The sequence below is a fragment of the Kitasatospora sp. NPDC098652 genome (assembly GCF_044760155.1).
Classification (GTDB): domain Bacteria; phylum Actinomycetota; class Actinomycetes; order Streptomycetales; family Streptomycetaceae; genus Kitasatospora.
Genome location: NZ_JBIWAQ010000001.1, coordinates 421,604 through 437,408, shown reverse-complemented (window position 1 = coordinate 437,408; position 15,805 = coordinate 421,604). Strand labels below are relative to the sequence as shown.

13 protein-coding genes are annotated in these 15,805 nt (G+C 73.6%); 6 read left to right on the top strand and 7 right to left on the bottom strand.

All coding sequences use genetic code 11. The features are described 5' to 3' along the window. Positions 1 to 78: 78 nt before the first annotated feature. Together ACIQWA_RS01920 and ACIQWA_RS01915 are read right to left on the bottom strand one after the other, a co-directional pair. Positions 79 to 1,956, bottom strand: a complete 1,878-nt coding sequence (locus tag ACIQWA_RS01920; protein WP_402476857.1) for an AMP-binding protein — start codon at positions 1,954 to 1,956, stop codon at positions 79 to 81. Continuing rightward, on the bottom strand, positions 1,929 to 2,195 hold the full coding sequence (locus ACIQWA_RS01915; protein ID WP_402476855.1) for an AMP-binding protein: 267 nt from the start codon (positions 2,193 to 2,195) through the stop codon (positions 1,929 to 1,931). Before ACIQWA_RS01915 ends, ACIQWA_RS01920 begins: the two co-directional genes overlap by 28 nt. Before the next feature lie 229 nt (positions 2,196 to 2,424). Between ACIQWA_RS01915 and ACIQWA_RS01910 the strand changes: the two genes are divergently transcribed. The 4 genes from ACIQWA_RS01910 (at position 2,425) to efeU (ending at position 6,856) form a co-directional block, all read left to right on the top strand. Beyond that, the gene (locus ACIQWA_RS01910; RefSeq protein WP_360230688.1) at positions 2,425 to 3,240 is read left to right on the top strand and encodes an ATP-binding cassette domain-containing protein; all 816 of its coding nucleotides are present in this window, start codon (positions 2,425 to 2,427) and stop codon (positions 3,238 to 3,240) included. Between the two features lie 142 nt (positions 3,241 to 3,382). Further along, positions 3,383 to 4,531 carry an iron uptake system protein EfeO gene (gene efeO, locus ACIQWA_RS01905; RefSeq protein WP_402476852.1) on the top strand — a complete coding sequence of 383 codons (1,149 nt, stop codon included), beginning with the start codon at positions 3,383 to 3,385 and terminating at the stop codon, positions 4,529 to 4,531. 152 nt (positions 4,532 to 4,683) lie between these two features. Beyond that, positions 4,684 to 5,988, top strand: a complete 1,305-nt coding sequence (gene efeB / locus ACIQWA_RS01900) for an iron uptake transporter deferrochelatase/peroxidase subunit (RefSeq protein ID WP_402476849.1) — start codon at positions 4,684 to 4,686, stop codon at positions 5,986 to 5,988. 34 nt (positions 5,989 to 6,022) lie between these two features. Continuing rightward, a complete protein-coding gene (gene efeU, locus ACIQWA_RS01895; protein ID WP_402476846.1) occupies positions 6,023 to 6,856 on the top strand; it encodes an iron uptake transporter permease EfeU in 834 nt (277 codons plus the stop codon). A gap of 230 nt (positions 6,857 to 7,086) precedes the next feature. Here the strand turns inward: efeU and ACIQWA_RS01890 are convergent, their stop codons facing one another. The 3 genes from ACIQWA_RS01890 to ACIQWA_RS01880 all read right to left on the bottom strand — a co-directional run bounded on the left by ACIQWA_RS01890 (position 7,087) and on the right by ACIQWA_RS01880 (position 12,918). After that, positions 7,087 to 9,654: an ABC transporter permease gene (locus ACIQWA_RS01890; RefSeq protein ID WP_402476843.1), complete on the bottom strand. Its 2,568-nt coding sequence runs from the start codon at positions 9,652 to 9,654 to the stop codon at positions 7,087 to 7,089. A 59-nt stretch (positions 9,655 to 9,713) separates the two neighbouring features. Beyond that, complete coding sequence (locus ACIQWA_RS01885) at positions 9,714 to 10,484, bottom strand: ABC transporter ATP-binding protein (RefSeq protein WP_402476840.1); 771 nt, start codon at positions 10,482 to 10,484, stop codon at positions 9,714 to 9,716. 205 nt (positions 10,485 to 10,689) lie between these two features. Beyond that, positions 10,690 to 12,918, bottom strand: coding sequence for a restriction endonuclease (locus ACIQWA_RS01880; protein ID WP_402476837.1), 2,229 nt, complete (start codon positions 12,916 to 12,918; stop codon positions 10,690 to 10,692). A 320-nt stretch (positions 12,919 to 13,238) separates the two neighbouring features. Between ACIQWA_RS01880 and ACIQWA_RS01875 the strand changes: the two genes are divergently transcribed. Then, the gene (locus ACIQWA_RS01875; RefSeq protein WP_402476835.1) at positions 13,239 to 13,457 is read left to right on the top strand and encodes a hypothetical protein; all 219 of its coding nucleotides are present in this window, start codon (positions 13,239 to 13,241) and stop codon (positions 13,455 to 13,457) included. Between the two features lie 34 nt (positions 13,458 to 13,491). On the opposite strand, the gene ACIQWA_RS01870 is transcribed toward ACIQWA_RS01875, so the two are convergent. Beyond that, entirely contained in the window at positions 13,492 to 14,124 is a 633-nt protein-coding gene (locus ACIQWA_RS01870) for a maleylpyruvate isomerase N-terminal domain-containing protein (RefSeq protein ID WP_402476833.1), read from the bottom strand. 157 nt (positions 14,125 to 14,281) lie between these two features. Between ACIQWA_RS01870 and ACIQWA_RS01865 the strand changes: the two genes are divergently transcribed. Further along, positions 14,282 to 15,220, top strand: coding sequence for a DUF2797 domain-containing protein (locus ACIQWA_RS01865; RefSeq protein ID WP_402476830.1), 939 nt, complete (start codon positions 14,282 to 14,284; stop codon positions 15,218 to 15,220). A 72-nt stretch (positions 15,221 to 15,292) separates the two neighbouring features. Here the strand turns inward: ACIQWA_RS01865 and ACIQWA_RS01860 are convergent, their stop codons facing one another. After that, a complete protein-coding gene (locus ACIQWA_RS01860) occupies positions 15,293 to 15,604 on the bottom strand; it encodes a hypothetical protein (RefSeq protein ID WP_360230704.1) in 312 nt (103 codons plus the stop codon). Between the last annotated feature and the right edge of the window lie 201 nt (positions 15,605 to 15,805).

Below are 15,805 nucleotides of genomic sequence, written 5' to 3'. Positions count from 1 at the left end.
CGCTGACGAACTGAACTGACGAACTGAGCTGACGAACTGAACTGACGAACTGAGCTGACGAACTGAGCTGACGAACCGTCAGTTCACCACCCGTGGCACGGGTTTGCGCAGCAGGAAGATCACCACGATCACCGCGGCCAGCATCAGCGGGATGTTGAACACGTACACCATCGTGGTCTCGCGCGGCCAGTCGTCGGCCGCGGTCAGCCGGTACAGGTTGTCCTGCGGCCACCAGTTGGCGAGCAGCCAGAACACGGACAGGTAGGTGAGCACCGACAGCCCGGGCGAGCGGCCCAGCCGCAGTACCGACGGGAGGCCGAGGACCAGGAAGGCCAGCCCGGCGCCGAAGGCGGCGCACTCGCAGAAGTAGAGCAGGCCGAACCAGAAGTGGTACGCGCCGGGCACCCCCGAAAGGTCCGTCGACCCGGGGAAGAAGGTGTCCGTGAGGGCCCGGGAGACGATGGTGGCGGTCACCGTGAGGAAGAGGGCCAGGCAGCCCGCCGCGTCCTTGGCACCCGCCCCGCCCCCGGCCTTCCCGCCGCCCTTGCGGCTGCCGCCCGCCTTGGCCGAGCGCGGCGCGGTGTGCTCCGGCGGGGCCGGCAGCGGCAGCTCGGCGCGGTCCAGCTTCCCGGCCCGGGTGCGCGGCAGCTCCGGGACGACGACCACCGCGGCCGGCGCCGAGAAGCCCTTGAGCTCGGTCAGCAGGTACTGGGTGAGCGACCAGCCGTCCACCCCCTCCGGAACGCCCTGGGTGGGCACCGCGTAGCCGACCAGCACCGGCTTCCCCGGTGTGGGCCGCACCTCGACCACGGCGGCCTCCCGGACCGACGGATGGGCGCGCAGCGCGCCCTCGGCGCGGGCCGCCGCCTTGACCCGGGTGGTCACCGTGGTCGCCCGGTCCGTGCCGAGCGGGCCGACCACGGTGGTGGCCCGGCCGACGAACTCCAGCACGCCGTCCGCCCGCAGCCGCCCGAGGTCGCCGGTGAGCAGCACTTTCCCGTCCGGGTCGTAGTCGGCGCGCACGAAGCGCCGGGCGGTGTCCAGCGGCCGGTTGAGGTAGCCGCGGGTCAGGCCGGAGCCCGCGATCGCGATCTCACCGACCCGCCCGGGCGCCACCGGGGTGGCCTGGGGGCCCAGCACGTACACCCGGGTGCCGGGGAAGGGCCGGCCGACCAGCGAGACCCGCTCCGCGCCCTCGGCGGCGGCCGCGCCGCGGACCTCGAACCAGGTGCTGTCGACGGTGGCCTCGGCCAGGCCGTAGACGTTCAGCACCCTGGTGTCCCCGCCGAGCAGCCGTTGCAGGCCCAACTGCTCGTCCAGGTACCACTTCTCGGCGCCGACGGTGAGCAGCCGCACGCCGGGCAGCCCGGAGCCGGTCGCGGCCAGCAGGTCGGTGAGCCGGCGCGCCGTGCGGACGTTCAGTTCCATGACCGTGATCCGCTCCTGCGCCACCAGCGCGGGCAGCGCGGCGAGGTCGGCGGTGCGCTCCAGGGTGAGGTTGAAGGCGGTGACCACCAGGGTCGCGCCGGTGCCCAGGGCGCGCACCCAGTCAGCGGTGAAGACGTCGAACTCCAGGCTCGCCGTCTGCAGGATCCGGTCGGCGGGCGTCAGCCCGTACACCTCGCGCCAACCGGCGTACGCGGCCAGCAGGTTGCGGTGCTCGACCAGGGCGCCGGTGGGCAGGCCGGTGGAGCCGGAGGTGTAGAAGACGCAGGCGACGTCCTCGGGGGAGACCTCCGGCGGCACGAACTCCCGCTCAGGCAGGTCCAGTTCGTCCAGGCAGACCGGCTCCGCAGGGCCCGCGTCGGCCAGCCGGACCAGGTGGCGGCGCTCCGTCAGCAGCAATGCGGGCGCGGCGTCGCCCAGGACGTGCCGCAGCAGGGCGTCGGGCGCGGTCGGCTCCAGCGGCACGAACGCGGCGCCGGTCTTCAACACCGCCAGCAGGGCGACGTACACCTCGGTGCCCCGGCCCAGTGCGACGGCCGCCCGGCCGCCCGGCCGCCCGGGCCGAGCCCGCGCCCCGCCAGGTGGGCGGCCAGCCGCACCGCCCGCTCGTCCAGCTCCCGGTACGTCAGCTCCTCGCCGCCGCACCGCACCGCCACCGCCTCCGGTGCCCGGCGGGCCTGTCGTTCGACCAGCTCGTGCAGCGTGGCGGCGGCCCGCTCCCCGTCCGTCGCCCTCGGATCCGCAGTCATCGTCGGACCTCCCCCTGTCCCCCTCGGAAGGACCCAATCCTCCTCCCAACTCACCCCGGACGACAGGGTTCTGGTGATTCCGCCCCCGGCCGTCCCGGTCCACCCCTCGGATGCCGCGGGGCCGCCCCGGGCCGACGGTTGTACTGTGCACGCGGACGGTCGGCGCCGGGCCGGTCCGGTGCGGCGCCGACCACCCCCTTGACCGGCACCGTGATCGGAGAACCGCACCATGGCCCCGTCCTTCGACGGCCCGCTGCTGCGCACCCAGGACGTGGACGTCGTACGCGACGGCCGGCACCTGCTGCGCGGCATCACCCTGGAGATCCAGCCCGGCGAGCACTGGGCGCTGCTCGGCCCCAACGGGGCGGGCAAGTCCACCCTGCTCGCCCTGCTCGGCGCGGTCTCCCACCCCACCCGCGGCACGGTGGACGTGCTCGGCCGCCGGCTCGGCCGGGTCGACATCCGTGAACTGCGCGCCCACCTCGGGCACGTCAACCCGCGCCACCCGCTGCGCTCGCCGCTGAGCGTGCGCGAGGTGGTGCTCACCGGCCACACCAACACCATCGAGCCGGAGTGGCACCGCAAGCCCGCCCCCGAGGCGGTGGAGCGGGCCGAGCAGCTGATCGAGACCCTCGGCATGGCCGCGATGGCGGACGCCCCGTGGACCACGCTCTCCCAGGGCGAGCGCGGCCGGGCCCTGATCGCCCGCGCGCTGATGCCCAGCCCCCGCCTGCTGCTGCTCGACGAGCCCGCCACCGGTCTCGACCTGACCGCCCGCGAGCTGCTGCTGGACAGCCTGGACCTGCTGCGCCACCAGCACCCCGAACTGGCCAGCGTGCTGGTCACCCACCACCTGGAGGAGCTGCCGGAGAGCACCACCCACGCGCTGCTGCTGCGCGAGGGCGAGTGCCTGGCGGCCGGTCCGGTGGACGAGGTGATGACCACGGAGCTGATCAGCGCGACCTTCGGCCACCCGATCCGGATCACCCGCCAGGAGGGCCGCTGGACGGCCCGCGCCGCCGCCCGCCGCGCGCCCGGGAGGTAACGGTTCGGGCAGGGCAGGGGGCCGGGTGTCGACGGTAAAGACTTCTTACGTAAGGTATGCCTTAGCTAAATCAGGAGGCACCGGCCCGGCCGGTGCTTTACCCGGCCTTGGCACCCCCATGCCCTTTTCCGTTGGAGCCCCCATGTCCGCCCGCCGCCGTTCCACCGCAGCCGCGCTGCTCAGCCTCGCCGTGGCCACCGCCGCCCTGGCGGGCTGCGCGTCGAAGAAGGACGACAAGGCGGGCGCCTCGGACGCGGTCAAGGTCAACGCCACCGACACCGCCTGCGAGGTGTCCAGGACCAGCTTCCCGGCCGGTCACGTGGTGATCGACATCAGCAACAAGGGCTCCAAGACCACCGAGGTCTACGTCTACGCCGCCGGCGACAAGATCGTCACCGAGCGGGAGAACATCGGCCCCGGCACCAAGGCCAGCATCAACGCCGAGATCAAGGCGGGCAGCTACGAGGTCGCCTGCAAGCCCGGCATGGTCGGCGACGGCATCCGCCAGAAGATCACCGTGACCGGCGACAGCGGCAGCGCCGCCCCCGCCGACCCGCGCCTGGCCGCCGCCGTCGACGCCTACCGCAAGTACGCCCAGGAGCAGGCCGACGCCACCGTCCCGGCGGTCGAGGCCTTCGCCGCCGCGATCAAGGGCGGCGACCTGGAGAAGGCCAAGTCGCTGTACGCCCCCTCGCGCACCGGCTGGGAGCGCACCGAGCCGGTCGCCGAGAGCTTCGGCGACGTCGACCCCAAGACCGACACCCGCGAGGACAAGCTGGAGCAGGGCCAGGCCTGGACCGGCTGGCACCGCCTGGAGAAGGCCCTCTGGGCCGACGCCAGGATCGGCGACGAGGAGAAGACCCTCGCCGACCAGCTGGTCACCGACCTCAAGGACTGGCAGAAGAAGATCCCCGAGGCGGAGATCACCGCGACCAGCATGGCCAACGGCGCCAAGGAACTGCTCGACGAGGTCGCCACCAACAAGATCACCGGTGAGGAGGACCGCTACAGCCACACCGACCTCGCGGACTTCCAGGCCAACGTCGAGGGCGCCCAGAAGGCCTACGAGCTGTTGAAGCCGGTCGCCGCCGAGAAGGACCCGGAGCTGTCGAAGACCCTCGACTCCGAGTTCACCGCCATCAACGCCCTGCTCGCCAAGTACAAGCAGGCCGACGGCACCTTCACCCCGTACGACAAGGTCACCGAGGCCGAGCGCAAGACCTTCTCCGACGCGGTCAACTCGCTGGGCGAGCCGCTGTCGAAGCTGGCCGCCGCCGTGGTCGTCAAGTAGCCGACCGGCACCGGGAGTCCGGCACCGCCGGCAGCTCCAGCGCTTCCGGACTTCCAGCGCTTCCGGACTTCCAGCACCCCCGGACTCCCGGCATATCCAGCACCTCCAGTAGTTCCAGTAGTTCAGCAAGAGTGAGAAGGGCCCGCCCGCCGATGGACGCCGAGAACGAGCAGCAGCAGGGTGCCCCGGCCGCTGCCGCCACCCCCAACCCGGGCGCGGTCAGCCGCCGTGCCGTCATCGGCTGGGCCGGCGCGGGCGTCGCGCTCGGCGCCGCGGCCGTCGGCTCGGTCGCGGCGGCGAGCCGCCAGGACGACGACCCCGTCCCGGCGGCCGGCGCGACGGTCGCGGCGGAGGTCCCGTTCTACGGCGACCACCAGGCCGGTATCGCCACCCCCGTCCAGGACCGGCTGCACTTCGCGGCCTTCGACGTCTCCGAGAAGGCGACGCGGGAATCCCTGGTCAAGCTGCTCAAGGAGTGGACCAAGGCGGCCGCCGCGATGACCGGCGGCCGCGAGGTCGGCACCGGCGCCGTCCCGGCCTCCGCGGAGGCCCCGCCGGACGACACCGGCGAGGCCCTCGGCCTGCCCGCCTCCCGGCTCACCCTCACCATCGGCTTCGGCCCCGGCCTGTTCGAGAAGGACGGCGTCGACCGCTTCGGCCTCAAGGCCCAGCGCCCCGAGGCCCTGATCGAGCTGCCCACCTTCAAGGGCGACAAGCTCGACCCGCTGCGCAGCGGCGGCGACCTCTGCGTCCAGGCCTGCGCCGACGACCCGCAGGTCGCGGTGCACGCGATCCGCAACCTGGCCCGGATCGGCATGGGCACCGTCAACATCCGCTGGTCCCAGCTCGGCTTCGGCAAGACCTCCTCGACCACCCCGGACCAGCAGACCCCGCGCAACCTGATGGGGTTCAAGGACGGCACCCACAACATCGCGGGCAGCGACGGTGCCAACCTCGCCGAGCACGTCTGGGCCGCCCCCGGCGACGGCCCCGAGTGGATGACCGGCGGCTCCTACCTGGTCGCCCGGCGGATCCGGATGCACATCGAGACCTGGGACCGCGCCCCGCTCAAGGACCAGGAGGACACCTTCGGCCGCACCAAGGGCGAGGGCGCCCCGTACGGAAAGGCCAAGGAGCACGACGCCCCCGACCTCAAGGCGATGCCCGCGACCTCGCACGTCGCCCTGGCCCACCCGGACGCCAACAACGGCCTGATGATCCTGCGCCGCGGCTTCTCCTTCACCGACGGCACCGACGGCCTCGGCCGCCTGGACGCCGGACTGTTCTTCCTCGCCTACCAGCGCGACACCCGCAAGGCCTTCGTCCCGCTCCAGCAGCGGCTCGCGGCCTCGGACAAGCTCAACGAGTACATCCAGCACGTCGGCTCCGCCCACTTCGCCTGCCCGGCGGGTGTCCGCAAGCCGGGGGAGTGGTGGGGCCAGGCCCTCTTCGGCTGATCCTTCCCACCCCCAACACCCCGAGGAGTCAGCCGTGTTCGGCAACTACCTGATCGGCCTGCGCGAAGGCCTCGAGGCCAGCCTGGTCGTCTGCATCCTGATCGCCTACCTGGTCAAGACCGACCGCCGGGACAAGCTGCCGCCGGTGTGGCTCGGCGTCACCGCGGCCGTGGTGCTCTCCATGGTCTTCGGCGCGGTCCTCCAGTTCGGTTCCTCGCAGCTGACCTTCGAGGCCCAGGAGGCGCTCGGCGGCTCGCTGTCGATCATCTCGGTCGGGCTGGTGACCTGGATGGTGTTCTGGATGCGGCGCACCGCCCGGCACCTCAAGACCGAGCTGCACGGCAAGTTGGACGCGGCGATCGCGATGGGCACCACGGCGCTGGTGGTCACCTCCTTCCTGGCGGTCGGCCGCGAGGGCCTGGAGACCGCGCTGTTCATCTGGTCCGCGGTGCAGGCCACCGACGACGGCTGGAACCCGCTGATCGGCGCCGCGCTCGGCCTGCTCACCTCGGTGGTGCTCGGCTGGCTGTTCTACCGCGGCGCGTTGAAGATCAACCTGGCCAAGTTCTTCACCTGGACCGGCGCGATGCTGGTCGTGGTCGCGGCCGGCGTGCTCGCCTACGGCGTCCACGACCTCCAGGAGGCCGGCTGGCTGCCCGGCCTGCACGCCACGGCCTTCGACATCTCCAGCACCATCCCGAAGGACAGCTGGTACGGCACCCTGCTCAAGGGCGTGTTCAACTTCCAGCCGGACCCGACCGTGCTCCAGCTGGTGGTCTGGCTGGCGTACCTGCTGCCGACGCTGGCCGTGTTCTTCAACCTGTTCGGGAACCGGGCGAAGCCCGTCGCCGCCAAGTCGGCCGCCTGACCGAGTCGTTCACCGCACACCCGCTGCACAGCACCGCACCGCACCGCACCGCCCCGCCCGGCACCCGCCGGGCGGGGCGGTGTCGTTTCGGCGTCACGACCCACCCCGGGACGCCGCTCTCCGACACGAGGGGCGAGCACGAGCAGCAAGCACGAGCAGCAACGCCGGAGCCCCGGACGGTTCGACCGTCCGGGGCTCCGGGGCTCCGCGGGGGGTGATACCAGGCGGGACTACTCGCTCTTGATCGCGCCCAGGATGTCCAGCTTCGCCGCCCGGTGGGCCGGCCAGAGCGCGGCCAGCAGGCCGATCACGGCAGCCGCGAGCAGGAAGCCGAGGATCTGCAGCGGCGGCACCACGGTGCTGAGCCCCTTGAGGTCGCCCGCCAGCGTCCGGACGGCCGCCCAGGCGGTCAGGATGCCGAGGCCGACCCCGACCAGCCCGCCGAACAGCGCGATCAGCAGCGACTCCAGCCGGACCATCCGGCGGATGCCGAGCCGGTCCAGGCCGATCGCGCGCAGCATGCCGATCTCCCGGCGGCGCTCGAACACCGACATCGCCATGGTGTTGACCACACCGAGGACGGCGATCACCACGGACATGCCGAGCAGCCCGTACATCATGTTCAGGATGTTGGTGACGGCCTGGCGGCTCTCCGCCCTGATGTCCTTGTCGCCCTTGACCGCGATCAGCGGGTTGCCGCCGGTGGCGTCGCGCAGCGCCTGCTTGAGCTGCTCGGTCGCGCCGTGCTCGCCCTTGACCAGGACCTTGTTCGGGCCGGAGCCGGGCTCCGCGTGCCGGCCGACCACGGCGTCCGGGGCGATCACGGGGGCCAGCGCGGTGTTGGCCTCCAGGATGCCGCCGACGGTGAGCGAGCCCTTGCTGCCGTCCGGGTAGGTGACGGCGAGGGTGTCGCCGACCTGGTAGCCGGCGCTCTGGGCGCGGGCGGCGCTGACCAGCAGCTTGCCCTGCCTGAGGGCGTCCGCGGAGCCCTCCTTGATCTTGACGGTGGCCAGCTGGTCGATGGTGGTCGCGTCCACCGCCGTCATCCACTCGGACCGGTCGTCGGCCCCGCCGACGGTGACCGGGACGGTGCGCTCGGGGCTCATCGCGCTGACGCCGGGGGTCCTGGCGATCTGGGTGGCGACCTGGTCGGACAGCATCGTGCCGTTCTGCATGGCCACGGTGTAGTCGGCCTTGATGTCGCTGTCGGTGGAGTCGTCGACGGCCTTGTTCACCGAGGCGCCGATCACCGTCAGCGAGGTGATCAGGGTGACGCCGATGGTCAGCGCCGAGGCGGTGGCGGCGGTGCGGCGCGGGTTGCGGACGGCGTTCTCCTGGGCCAGCTTGCCCGGGGTGCCGTACACGGCGCGCAGCACCGGGGCCAGCAGGGCGATCAGCGGCCGGGAGAGCAGCGGGGTCAGCACGAACACGCCGAGCAGCAGTGCGGCCGCGCCGAGGCCGACCAGCTTGACCTCCTTGCCGCTGATGCCGGCGGCCAGCGCGCCCAGCCCGGCGACCGCGAACAGCAGGCCGACGGTGTTGCGGACCACCAGGCTCTTCTGGGTGGCGGGCTGCTCGACGGCGCTCATCGCGGCCACCGGCGCGATCCGGGAGGCCCGGCGGGCGGGCAGCCAGGCGGCGACCAGGGTCACCAGCACGCCGACCGCGAGCGCGGTCAGCACGGTGGTGGGGGCGATGACCAGCGGGCCGTCCGGCAGGTTGGCGTCCATCGGGCCGTTGAGCAGCGCCTTGAGGCCGACGGCGATCCCGATGCCGGCCAGCAGGCCGCCGATCGAGGCGGTCAGGCCGACCAGTACGGCCTCGACCTTCACCGAGCGGGTGATCTGCCGGCGGGTGGCGCCGACGGCGCGCAGCAGGGCCAGTTCCCTGGTGCGCTGGGCGACCAGCATGGAGAAGGTGTTGGCGATGATGAAGATGCCGACGAACAGCGCGATGGCGGCGAAGCCCAGCAGGAAGGTGTTCAGGATCTTGGTGCCCTGGGCGATCATCCTGTCCTGCTCGGCGGCCAGCTCGCGGCCGGTCCGGGCCTCGATGTTGTCGCCCTGGGGCAGCGCCTGTTTGACGGCGGTGAGCAGCGCGGCGTCGTCGGTGCCGGGCTTGGCCTTGACGTCCAGCGACGCGTAGCGGCCGGGGCTCAGGTAGAGCTCCTGGGCGGTGGCGTCGTCGAAGGCGGCCAGCGAGCCGCCGGCCATCACGCGCGGGTCGTTGGTGTGCAGGGTGCCGGTGAGCTTGAGCTCCATGACCGGGCCGTTGACCGCGACCCGGACGGTGTCGCCGACCTTGAAGCCGCCCTTGTCGGCGGTCCGGGTGTCCAGGGCGATCTCGGCGGCGTTCCTGGGGCCGCGGCCCTCGACCAGCGGGTAGCGCGGGTCGGTGCCGTCGGCGCCCGGCACGTAGTTGGTGCCGGTGGTGGAGAAGCCGTTGCCGATCAGTGCGCCCTTCTTGTCCGCGATGCCGGCGAAGCCGCTGACCACGCCGCGGGCGTCGGCGACGCCGGGCAGGGCGGCGATCTTCTTACGGGCGTCCTCGGTGAGGGCCGGGGTGTTGGCGGTGTGGTTGGCGCCGTGGTCGTAGCCGCGGCCGACGGCCGAGTCGTCGCTGACGGTGACGGCGATGTCGGCGTAGCTCTTGGAGTTCTGGGTCCGGAGGGCCTGGCCCATGGTGTCGGTGAAGATGAGCGTGCCGGCGACGAAGGCGGTGCCGAGCATGACGGCGAGCATCGTCATCAGCAGGCGGCCCTTGTGGGCCAGTACGTTGCGCAGTGCGGTGCGGAACATGGGGGAGCGTCAGTCCTGGGGGTACTCGGGGGGAGGTGGGCTCGGACGTGCGAACGGGCTCAGCTGGTGCGGCCCTTGGCGTCGAAGCGGCGCATGCGGTCCAGGACGGTGTCGGCGGTGGGGGTGTGGAGTTCGTCGACGATCTTGCCGTCGGCGAGGAAGACGACGCGGTCGGCGTAGGAGGCGGCGACGGGGTCGTGGGTGACCATGACGACGGTCTGGCCGAGTTCGCGCACGGAGTTGCGCAGGAAGGAGAGGATCTCGGCGCCGGAGCGGGAGTCGAGGTTGCCGGTGGGTTCGTCGGCGAAGATGATGTCGGGCTTTCCGGCGAGGGCGCGGGCGCAGGCGACGCGCTGCTGCTGGCCGCCGGAGAGCTGGGAGGGGCGGTGGCTGAGGCGGCCGGAGAGGCCGACGGTGTCGACGACGCGGTCGAGCCAGGCCTGGTCGGCCTTGCGGCCGGCGATGTCCATCGGCAGGGTGATGTTCTCCAGGGCGGTCAGCGTCGGCAGCAGGTTGAAGGCCTGGAAGATGAAGCCGATGTGGTCGCGGCGCAGCTGGGTGAGCTGCTTGTCCTTGAGGCCGACGAGTTCGGTGTCGCCGATGGTGGTGGAGCCGGAGGAGACGGTGTCCAGGCCGGCCATGCAGTGCATGAGGGTGGACTTGCCGGAGCCGGAGGGGCCCATGATGGCGGTGAACTCGCCCTGGGGGAAGGTGACGCTGACGTTGTCCAGGGCGACGACCCGGGTCTCCCCCTCCCCGTAGACCTTGTTCAGACCGGTGGCGCGGGCAGCCGCCCGGCCGGTACGGACGGCGGTTGCGGGGAAGGACACGTGGACTCCTGGGGATGAATCGGATTTACCTACCGATCCATCCTCCCAAGCGGTTCGCGCTCGATTCGTATGCCCATCGGACGGTCGGCCCCCGCCGACCCGGCGGTGCGGCGGGGGCCTTCTCCTCCTTAGGTATGACGCGTCCCCGCGGACCCAAGTCCCGGGAACCGCATACCGGTCAGGTCGGGACCAAAGTCCCGGTCCGTCACTCCACCGCGACGCCGAAGGCCGTTGCCAGCCCGGTCAGACCGTTCGTCACCGGCCGCGCCGAGGGCTCGAACTGCCAGCCCGCGGACGCCCGTCGGAAGCTCCCGAGCAGCATCGCCGAGTCCGGCATGCCGCCGTTCGCCCCCGGCCACCGCGCCGGACCGGCCGCCCCCGGCCCGTACTCCGCCGCGACGGCCAGCCCGTACACGTGACCGAGCGGCAGCGTCGGGTGCTCCTCCTCCTCGGTGGACACCGCCAGCACCACCTCGTCCACAGCGGCCGGCAGCCGGTGCAGGTCCAGGCTCAGCCGGGCCGCCCGGGCCGGCTCGCCCGGCACCGAGTGGGTGGGGTGCAGCCGGACGGCGCCGTCCGGGTCCTGCGGGTTGTTGAAGAACACGAAGTGCTCGTCGCTCAGCACCCGGCCGCGGGCGCACAGGAACGCCGTGACGTCCAGCTCCACCGGCTCCCCGCCGGCCGTCCGGCTCTGCCAGCTCACCGTGACCTTGCTGTGCGGGGCGTCCGGCTCCTGCCGTCCCGCCGCCGGGCCGCCCGTGTGGTCGGTCCCGCTGCGGCCGCTGCCGCCCGCGTCGCCGCTGCCTTCCGCGCCGCCCGTACCGCTCCCGGCGCCCGTACCGGCCCCGGTGCCGCCGCCGAGCCGGCCGCGCAGCCCCTGGTCGGCCAGCAGCTCCACCAGCTCCGGCCCGCTGACCAGGGTCAGCGGCTTGCCCTCGATGTAGCTGTACGAGCCCTTGCCGAAGCCCGCCGTGGTCACCAGGATGCCCTTGATCGCGCCGTGGTGGCGCACGGTGGACTCCAGGTCGCGCACGGCCGTCGGCGGGACGGTCTTCCGGTACCGCTTCGCCTGGATCACGATCTTGCCGCCGGTCACCGGGTCCAGGTCCTCGGCGACCACGTCCACCCCGACGTCACCGCTGCGGGCCGTCGTCATCACCCGGAAGCCGCGCAGCCGGAACAGCTCGGCGATCAGGTCCTCGAAGTCCAGCGGATCCATCTCGAAGAGGTCCGGGTCCTCGTCGCCGAAGTGCCCGGCCAGGCTGCCGCCCACCGACTCCGGCAGCCGGTCCGGCTTCACCTCGTCCAGCCGCTCCGGCCGCGCCGACAGCTTGCCGCCCAGCCCCTGGAAGCACTCCACCGGGGCCACCCGGTCCAGTGCCAGCCCCGAGAACTCGGCCCGGGTCGCGGTCAGCGTGGACAGGAAGCGCTCGGCCTCCCGGCCCGTCGCCGGATCGATCCCCAGCACGAAGCCGTTCACCACCACCGAGTCCAGCATCCCGTCCCGGTCCGCCCGGAACAGCTCGGCCGCCACCCGCAGCGCCGACTGCGCCAGCACCTCCCGGTACAGCGCCTTGCGCTCGGTCGCCGGCCGGGCCACCTCCGCCTCGCGGTCGTCCGCCTTCACGTACCGCACCCGCGCGGCGGCCGGCACCACGTCCGGGCCGGGCAGCTCCCAGTTCACCACCAGCTGACGGCTCGACACCTCCCAGGCCGCCACCAGCCGGTGCGGGAAGCCCTCCGGCCAGCCCGCCGAGGCGTACAGCCCCGCCGTGAAGTACTCCTGCACGGCCTCCGGCTCGCCCGCCCGCAGCCGCCGCAGCAACTCCTCCGTCCCGGTGCCGCGCTCCTCCTCCTGCCGGCGGAAGCCCTCCGCCCACCTCAGGTACTCCTGGTGGTACGCGGCCAGCCGGGACTGCCGGTCCGCCTCCCGGGCCTGCGCGGCGTACCAGTCCTGCTCGAACCGGGCCCGGGCCTGCGCCAGGTACTGCTCGTACTGGCGGCGCACCCCGGGGTTGCGGGCCTGCGCCGCGTCCGGCGGCGGCACGTGGTAGGCGGCGGAGGTCTGGTCCGGCATCGGCACCGGCACGCCCAGCGGCCCCGGATCGAACGGCGGCACCGGGCGCGGCGCCAGCAGGGCCTGCGGCCCGAACGCCGGCGCGGCCAGGCCGGCCGTCAACAGCCCGCGCAACTCCTCCACCCGGGCGTCCAGTTCCGCCGTCCGCCGGGCCGCCTCCGCCTCCCGTGACTGCTGGTACGCGCGCTGCGCCTCCCGCTCGTCCCGGGCGGCCGCCCGCTGCGCCTCGCGCTGGGCCCGCTCGTGCCGGCGCAACTCCGCCGCCTCGGCACGCCACCGGGCCTCCTCCCGGCGCTGCTGCTGCCGCTGCGCCTCCGCCCAGACCGCCAGCACCCCGCTGTTCCGCCGCCCCGCCACCAGCCACCCCTTCGCGCTCACACCGACTCGGCCGCCCCGCGCCACCTCCGGGCACCACCGCCGACCGCGCCCGCCAGAATAGAACGTGGACGCCCCGCCCGGCCAAGCCCCCGCGACCAGGGCGGCTGTCGGTTGTCCGGGCCGGTGGGGGCGACCCGCCGGGCGGCGGGGTACGGGCCTTGCGTGGCTCGGCCGTTGGGGCCGCCGGGGCCGTCGTGCGTGTCGCCGGTTGGGCGCCGTGGAACTGGACAGCGGGGGCGGTGGACAGCCGGGGCGGTCGGGCGGATCATCGTCAGGAAGCCGACCCAGGGGGAGAGTTCATGAGCATCAGCAGTGCCGTCCGCGCCGCCGCGGTGGCCGCCGTCGTCGGGTTCGCCGTGCTGGCGGCCGGTGCGGGGCCGGCCGCCGCGACGGGGGCTCCGGACACGGGCAACACCTACCCCGCCTTCGTGGTGCAGGCCGGGGATCCGGTCTCCGGTCAGGTCGGCGGTCCGGTCTCCGGTCCGGTCTCCGGTCAGGTCGGCGTGCCCGTCCGGTAGCCCGTCGAACCGACGCACCCCCTGCGCCGGTCCGTCAGTCGCGCGGTTCCGCGTACCAGCGCCAGTCGGTGCGGAGCGGGCGGTCGGGGAGGGTGGCGCGGCCAGTGGCCCACAGGAGGGTGGGCCAGGGGGCGGCGGTGCGGGGGACGTCCGGGAACAGGCGGTCCAGGGTGCGGGTGCAGAGCTCGGCCGGCGGGTCCCAGCGGAGGCCGAGGCCCTGGGTGACGTCGTGCAGGTGGACCAGGGTCTCGACCAGGCTCATGGCGACGAAGCCCGTTGGGTCGGCGAGGCCCCAGGGGTGGTACGCGCGGGCCTGCGGCGAGGCGACCCGGGCGATCGCGACCATCAACCCGCCACTGGCGTCGAGGACTTCGAGCAGCCCCGGGACGCCGTCGGCCGGATCGGCGCGGACGAAGTTGTTCGGGCCGCCCGGGGTGCGGCGGGTCGCCACGAAGGGCACGTACCGGTCGCGGGGCGGTCGGGCGGGGCCCAGCTGGGCGGCGTAGGCGAGGAGGTCGTCGGCCAGGTGCTCGACGGTCTCCCAGCAGCTCCAGTCGAGGGCGCCGGCGGGCCGGGACCAGTCCGCGTCCGCCGGGGCGCCCGCGAGGGCGTCCACGGCGAGGCGGAGGGCGAGGGCCAGGTCGTCCGGGGTCGGTGAGTCGATCATGGGCCGGACGCTAGCAGCGGCTGCGGGGCGGCGGCCACGGAAGGCGCGGCGCAGGCCGTCGGTGTCCGAGTCGTTCACGGCTTTCGGCCCGCAGGACGCGACTGTCAGTGGCAGCGGGTAGCCTCACCTGATCGAAGAGCTCCAGGGAGGGATGCCCGTGACGGTCCCCGCACCGCAGCACCCGGACCGGCCCGCCGGCTGGGTCTCCACCGGCCTGAGCTGGCACGAAGGCCGGGCCCTGCTCTGCGCCGTGCGCGGCGCCCGGGTGCACGAGCGCGCCGTGGCGCCCGGTACGCAGGTCGGCTGGCTGCTCGGCGGCCCGCGCCGCTGCGTGGGCGCCTGGCTGGCCGGGGCGACGGAGCGCACGCCCTGCCCGCACCACGCGGTGGTCGACCCGGGCGGCAGCGCCACCCAGTGCCCGGCCTGCCAGAGCGTGGACCGCGGCCTGGCGCTCGCCCGGGACCAGATCCTCGACGACGGCCGCACCTACCTGCTCTACCTCGCCTGGTTCGGCGAGGGCCTGTTGAAGGTCGGCCTCACCGCCGAGCAGCGCGGCGACAGTCGGCTGCTGGAACAGGGCGCGCTGGCCTACGCGTTCACCGCGCGCGGCGGCCTGCCCGCGGTGCGCCGCGCCGAACTCACCGTCGCCGCCTCGGGCCTGGCGCGCGAGCGGTACAAGTCCCGGCTCAAGACCGACCACTGGTGGTCGCACGGCGACGCCCCGTACCGCCGCGCCGTGCTGACGGAGGCCCGCGCCCGGGCGCACCGGCTGCTGGACGGGCACGCCGTGGAGCTGCTCGCGGACCGCCCGGTGGTGGACCACGTGGAGCGCTACGGCCTGGCCGACGGCGCCCCGGAGACCTACCGGGAGGTCACCGGACTGGCCGCGGGCGCGGTGATCGCCGGTACGCTGCGCCCGCCGGTGGGGCGCCACCTCTTCCTGGACCAGCCGGACGGCTCCGGCCCGCTGCTGCTGGACACCCGGCGGCTGACCGGCTGGACGCTCACGCCGGTGGCCGGCCGGGCCTCGGCAGGGCTGGTGCTGGAGGAGCGGGTCCGCCCGCCGGAACCGGACACCCAGGAGGCGCTGTTCTGAGCACGCGCGCCTGCGGTACTTCGCCTGCGGCACTTCGCCTGCGGTACCTGACGGGGCCCTCGGAGGAGCGGCTCAGCCCAGCTTGCCGCGCACCCCGCCCGGACCGGAGCGGGCCCGCCGGGACAGCGGCGGACGGGACGGGCGGACGTCGGCGCGCCCGGCGGAGACCGGCTCGGCGGCCTCGGCGGCGCGCCGGGCCAGCGCGGCCCGGGCGGCGGCCAGCGCGACCCGGGCGAGCAGCGGGTCCTCCCGAAGGCCCGCCGCGCGCTTGGACGTCTGACAGGAGGAGCACCAGACCGGCGAGGCTGGCCCGTCCGGATAGACCATGCCCTCCGGCGGCAGGTAGTGCCCACCGCACTCGACGCACTCGAAGCACAACCTCATCCGACGATCACCGTCCCGGATCCGTGGCACCGACCGCACGGCGACCAGAAGGTGTGAACGCTGGGCACCATGCTTCCTTCCTCGTCCAGTTCGACCGTTGCCTCGGTCTTCTGGGTCCCCCCGGACCCGCCGCAGCCGGAGCAGGACTGAACCTCGGGCATATGCCGTCCTTCCCTCGCGGAGCACCACCGTAGCGCGATT

Coding starts and splice junctions, on each gene's coding strand:
- ACIQWA_RS01915 (WP_402476855.1), bottom strand. CDS start 2,195: ATGACTGCGGATCCGAGGGCGACGGACGGGGAGCGGGCCGCCGCCACG.
- ACIQWA_RS01910 (WP_360230688.1), top strand. CDS start 2,425: ATGGCCCCGTCCTTCGACGGCCCGCTGCTGCGCACCCAGGACGTGGAC.
- efeO (WP_402476852.1), top strand. CDS start 3,383: ATGTCCGCCCGCCGCCGTTCCACCGCAGCCGCGCTGCTCAGCCTCGCC.
- efeB (WP_402476849.1), top strand. CDS start 4,684: ATGGACGCCGAGAACGAGCAGCAGCAGGGTGCCCCGGCCGCTGCCGCC.
- ACIQWA_RS01890 (WP_402476843.1), bottom strand. CDS start 9,654: ATGTTCCGCACCGCACTGCGCAACGTACTGGCCCACAAGGGCCGCCTG.
- ACIQWA_RS01875 (WP_402476835.1), top strand. CDS start 13,239: ATGAGCATCAGCAGTGCCGTCCGCGCCGCCGCGGTGGCCGCCGTCGTC.
- ACIQWA_RS01870 (WP_402476833.1), bottom strand. CDS start 14,124: ATGATCGACTCACCGACCCCGGACGACCTGGCCCTCGCCCTCCGCCTC.
- ACIQWA_RS01860 (WP_360230704.1), bottom strand. CDS start 15,604: ATGAGGTTGTGCTTCGAGTGCGTCGAGTGCGGTGGGCACTACCTGCCG.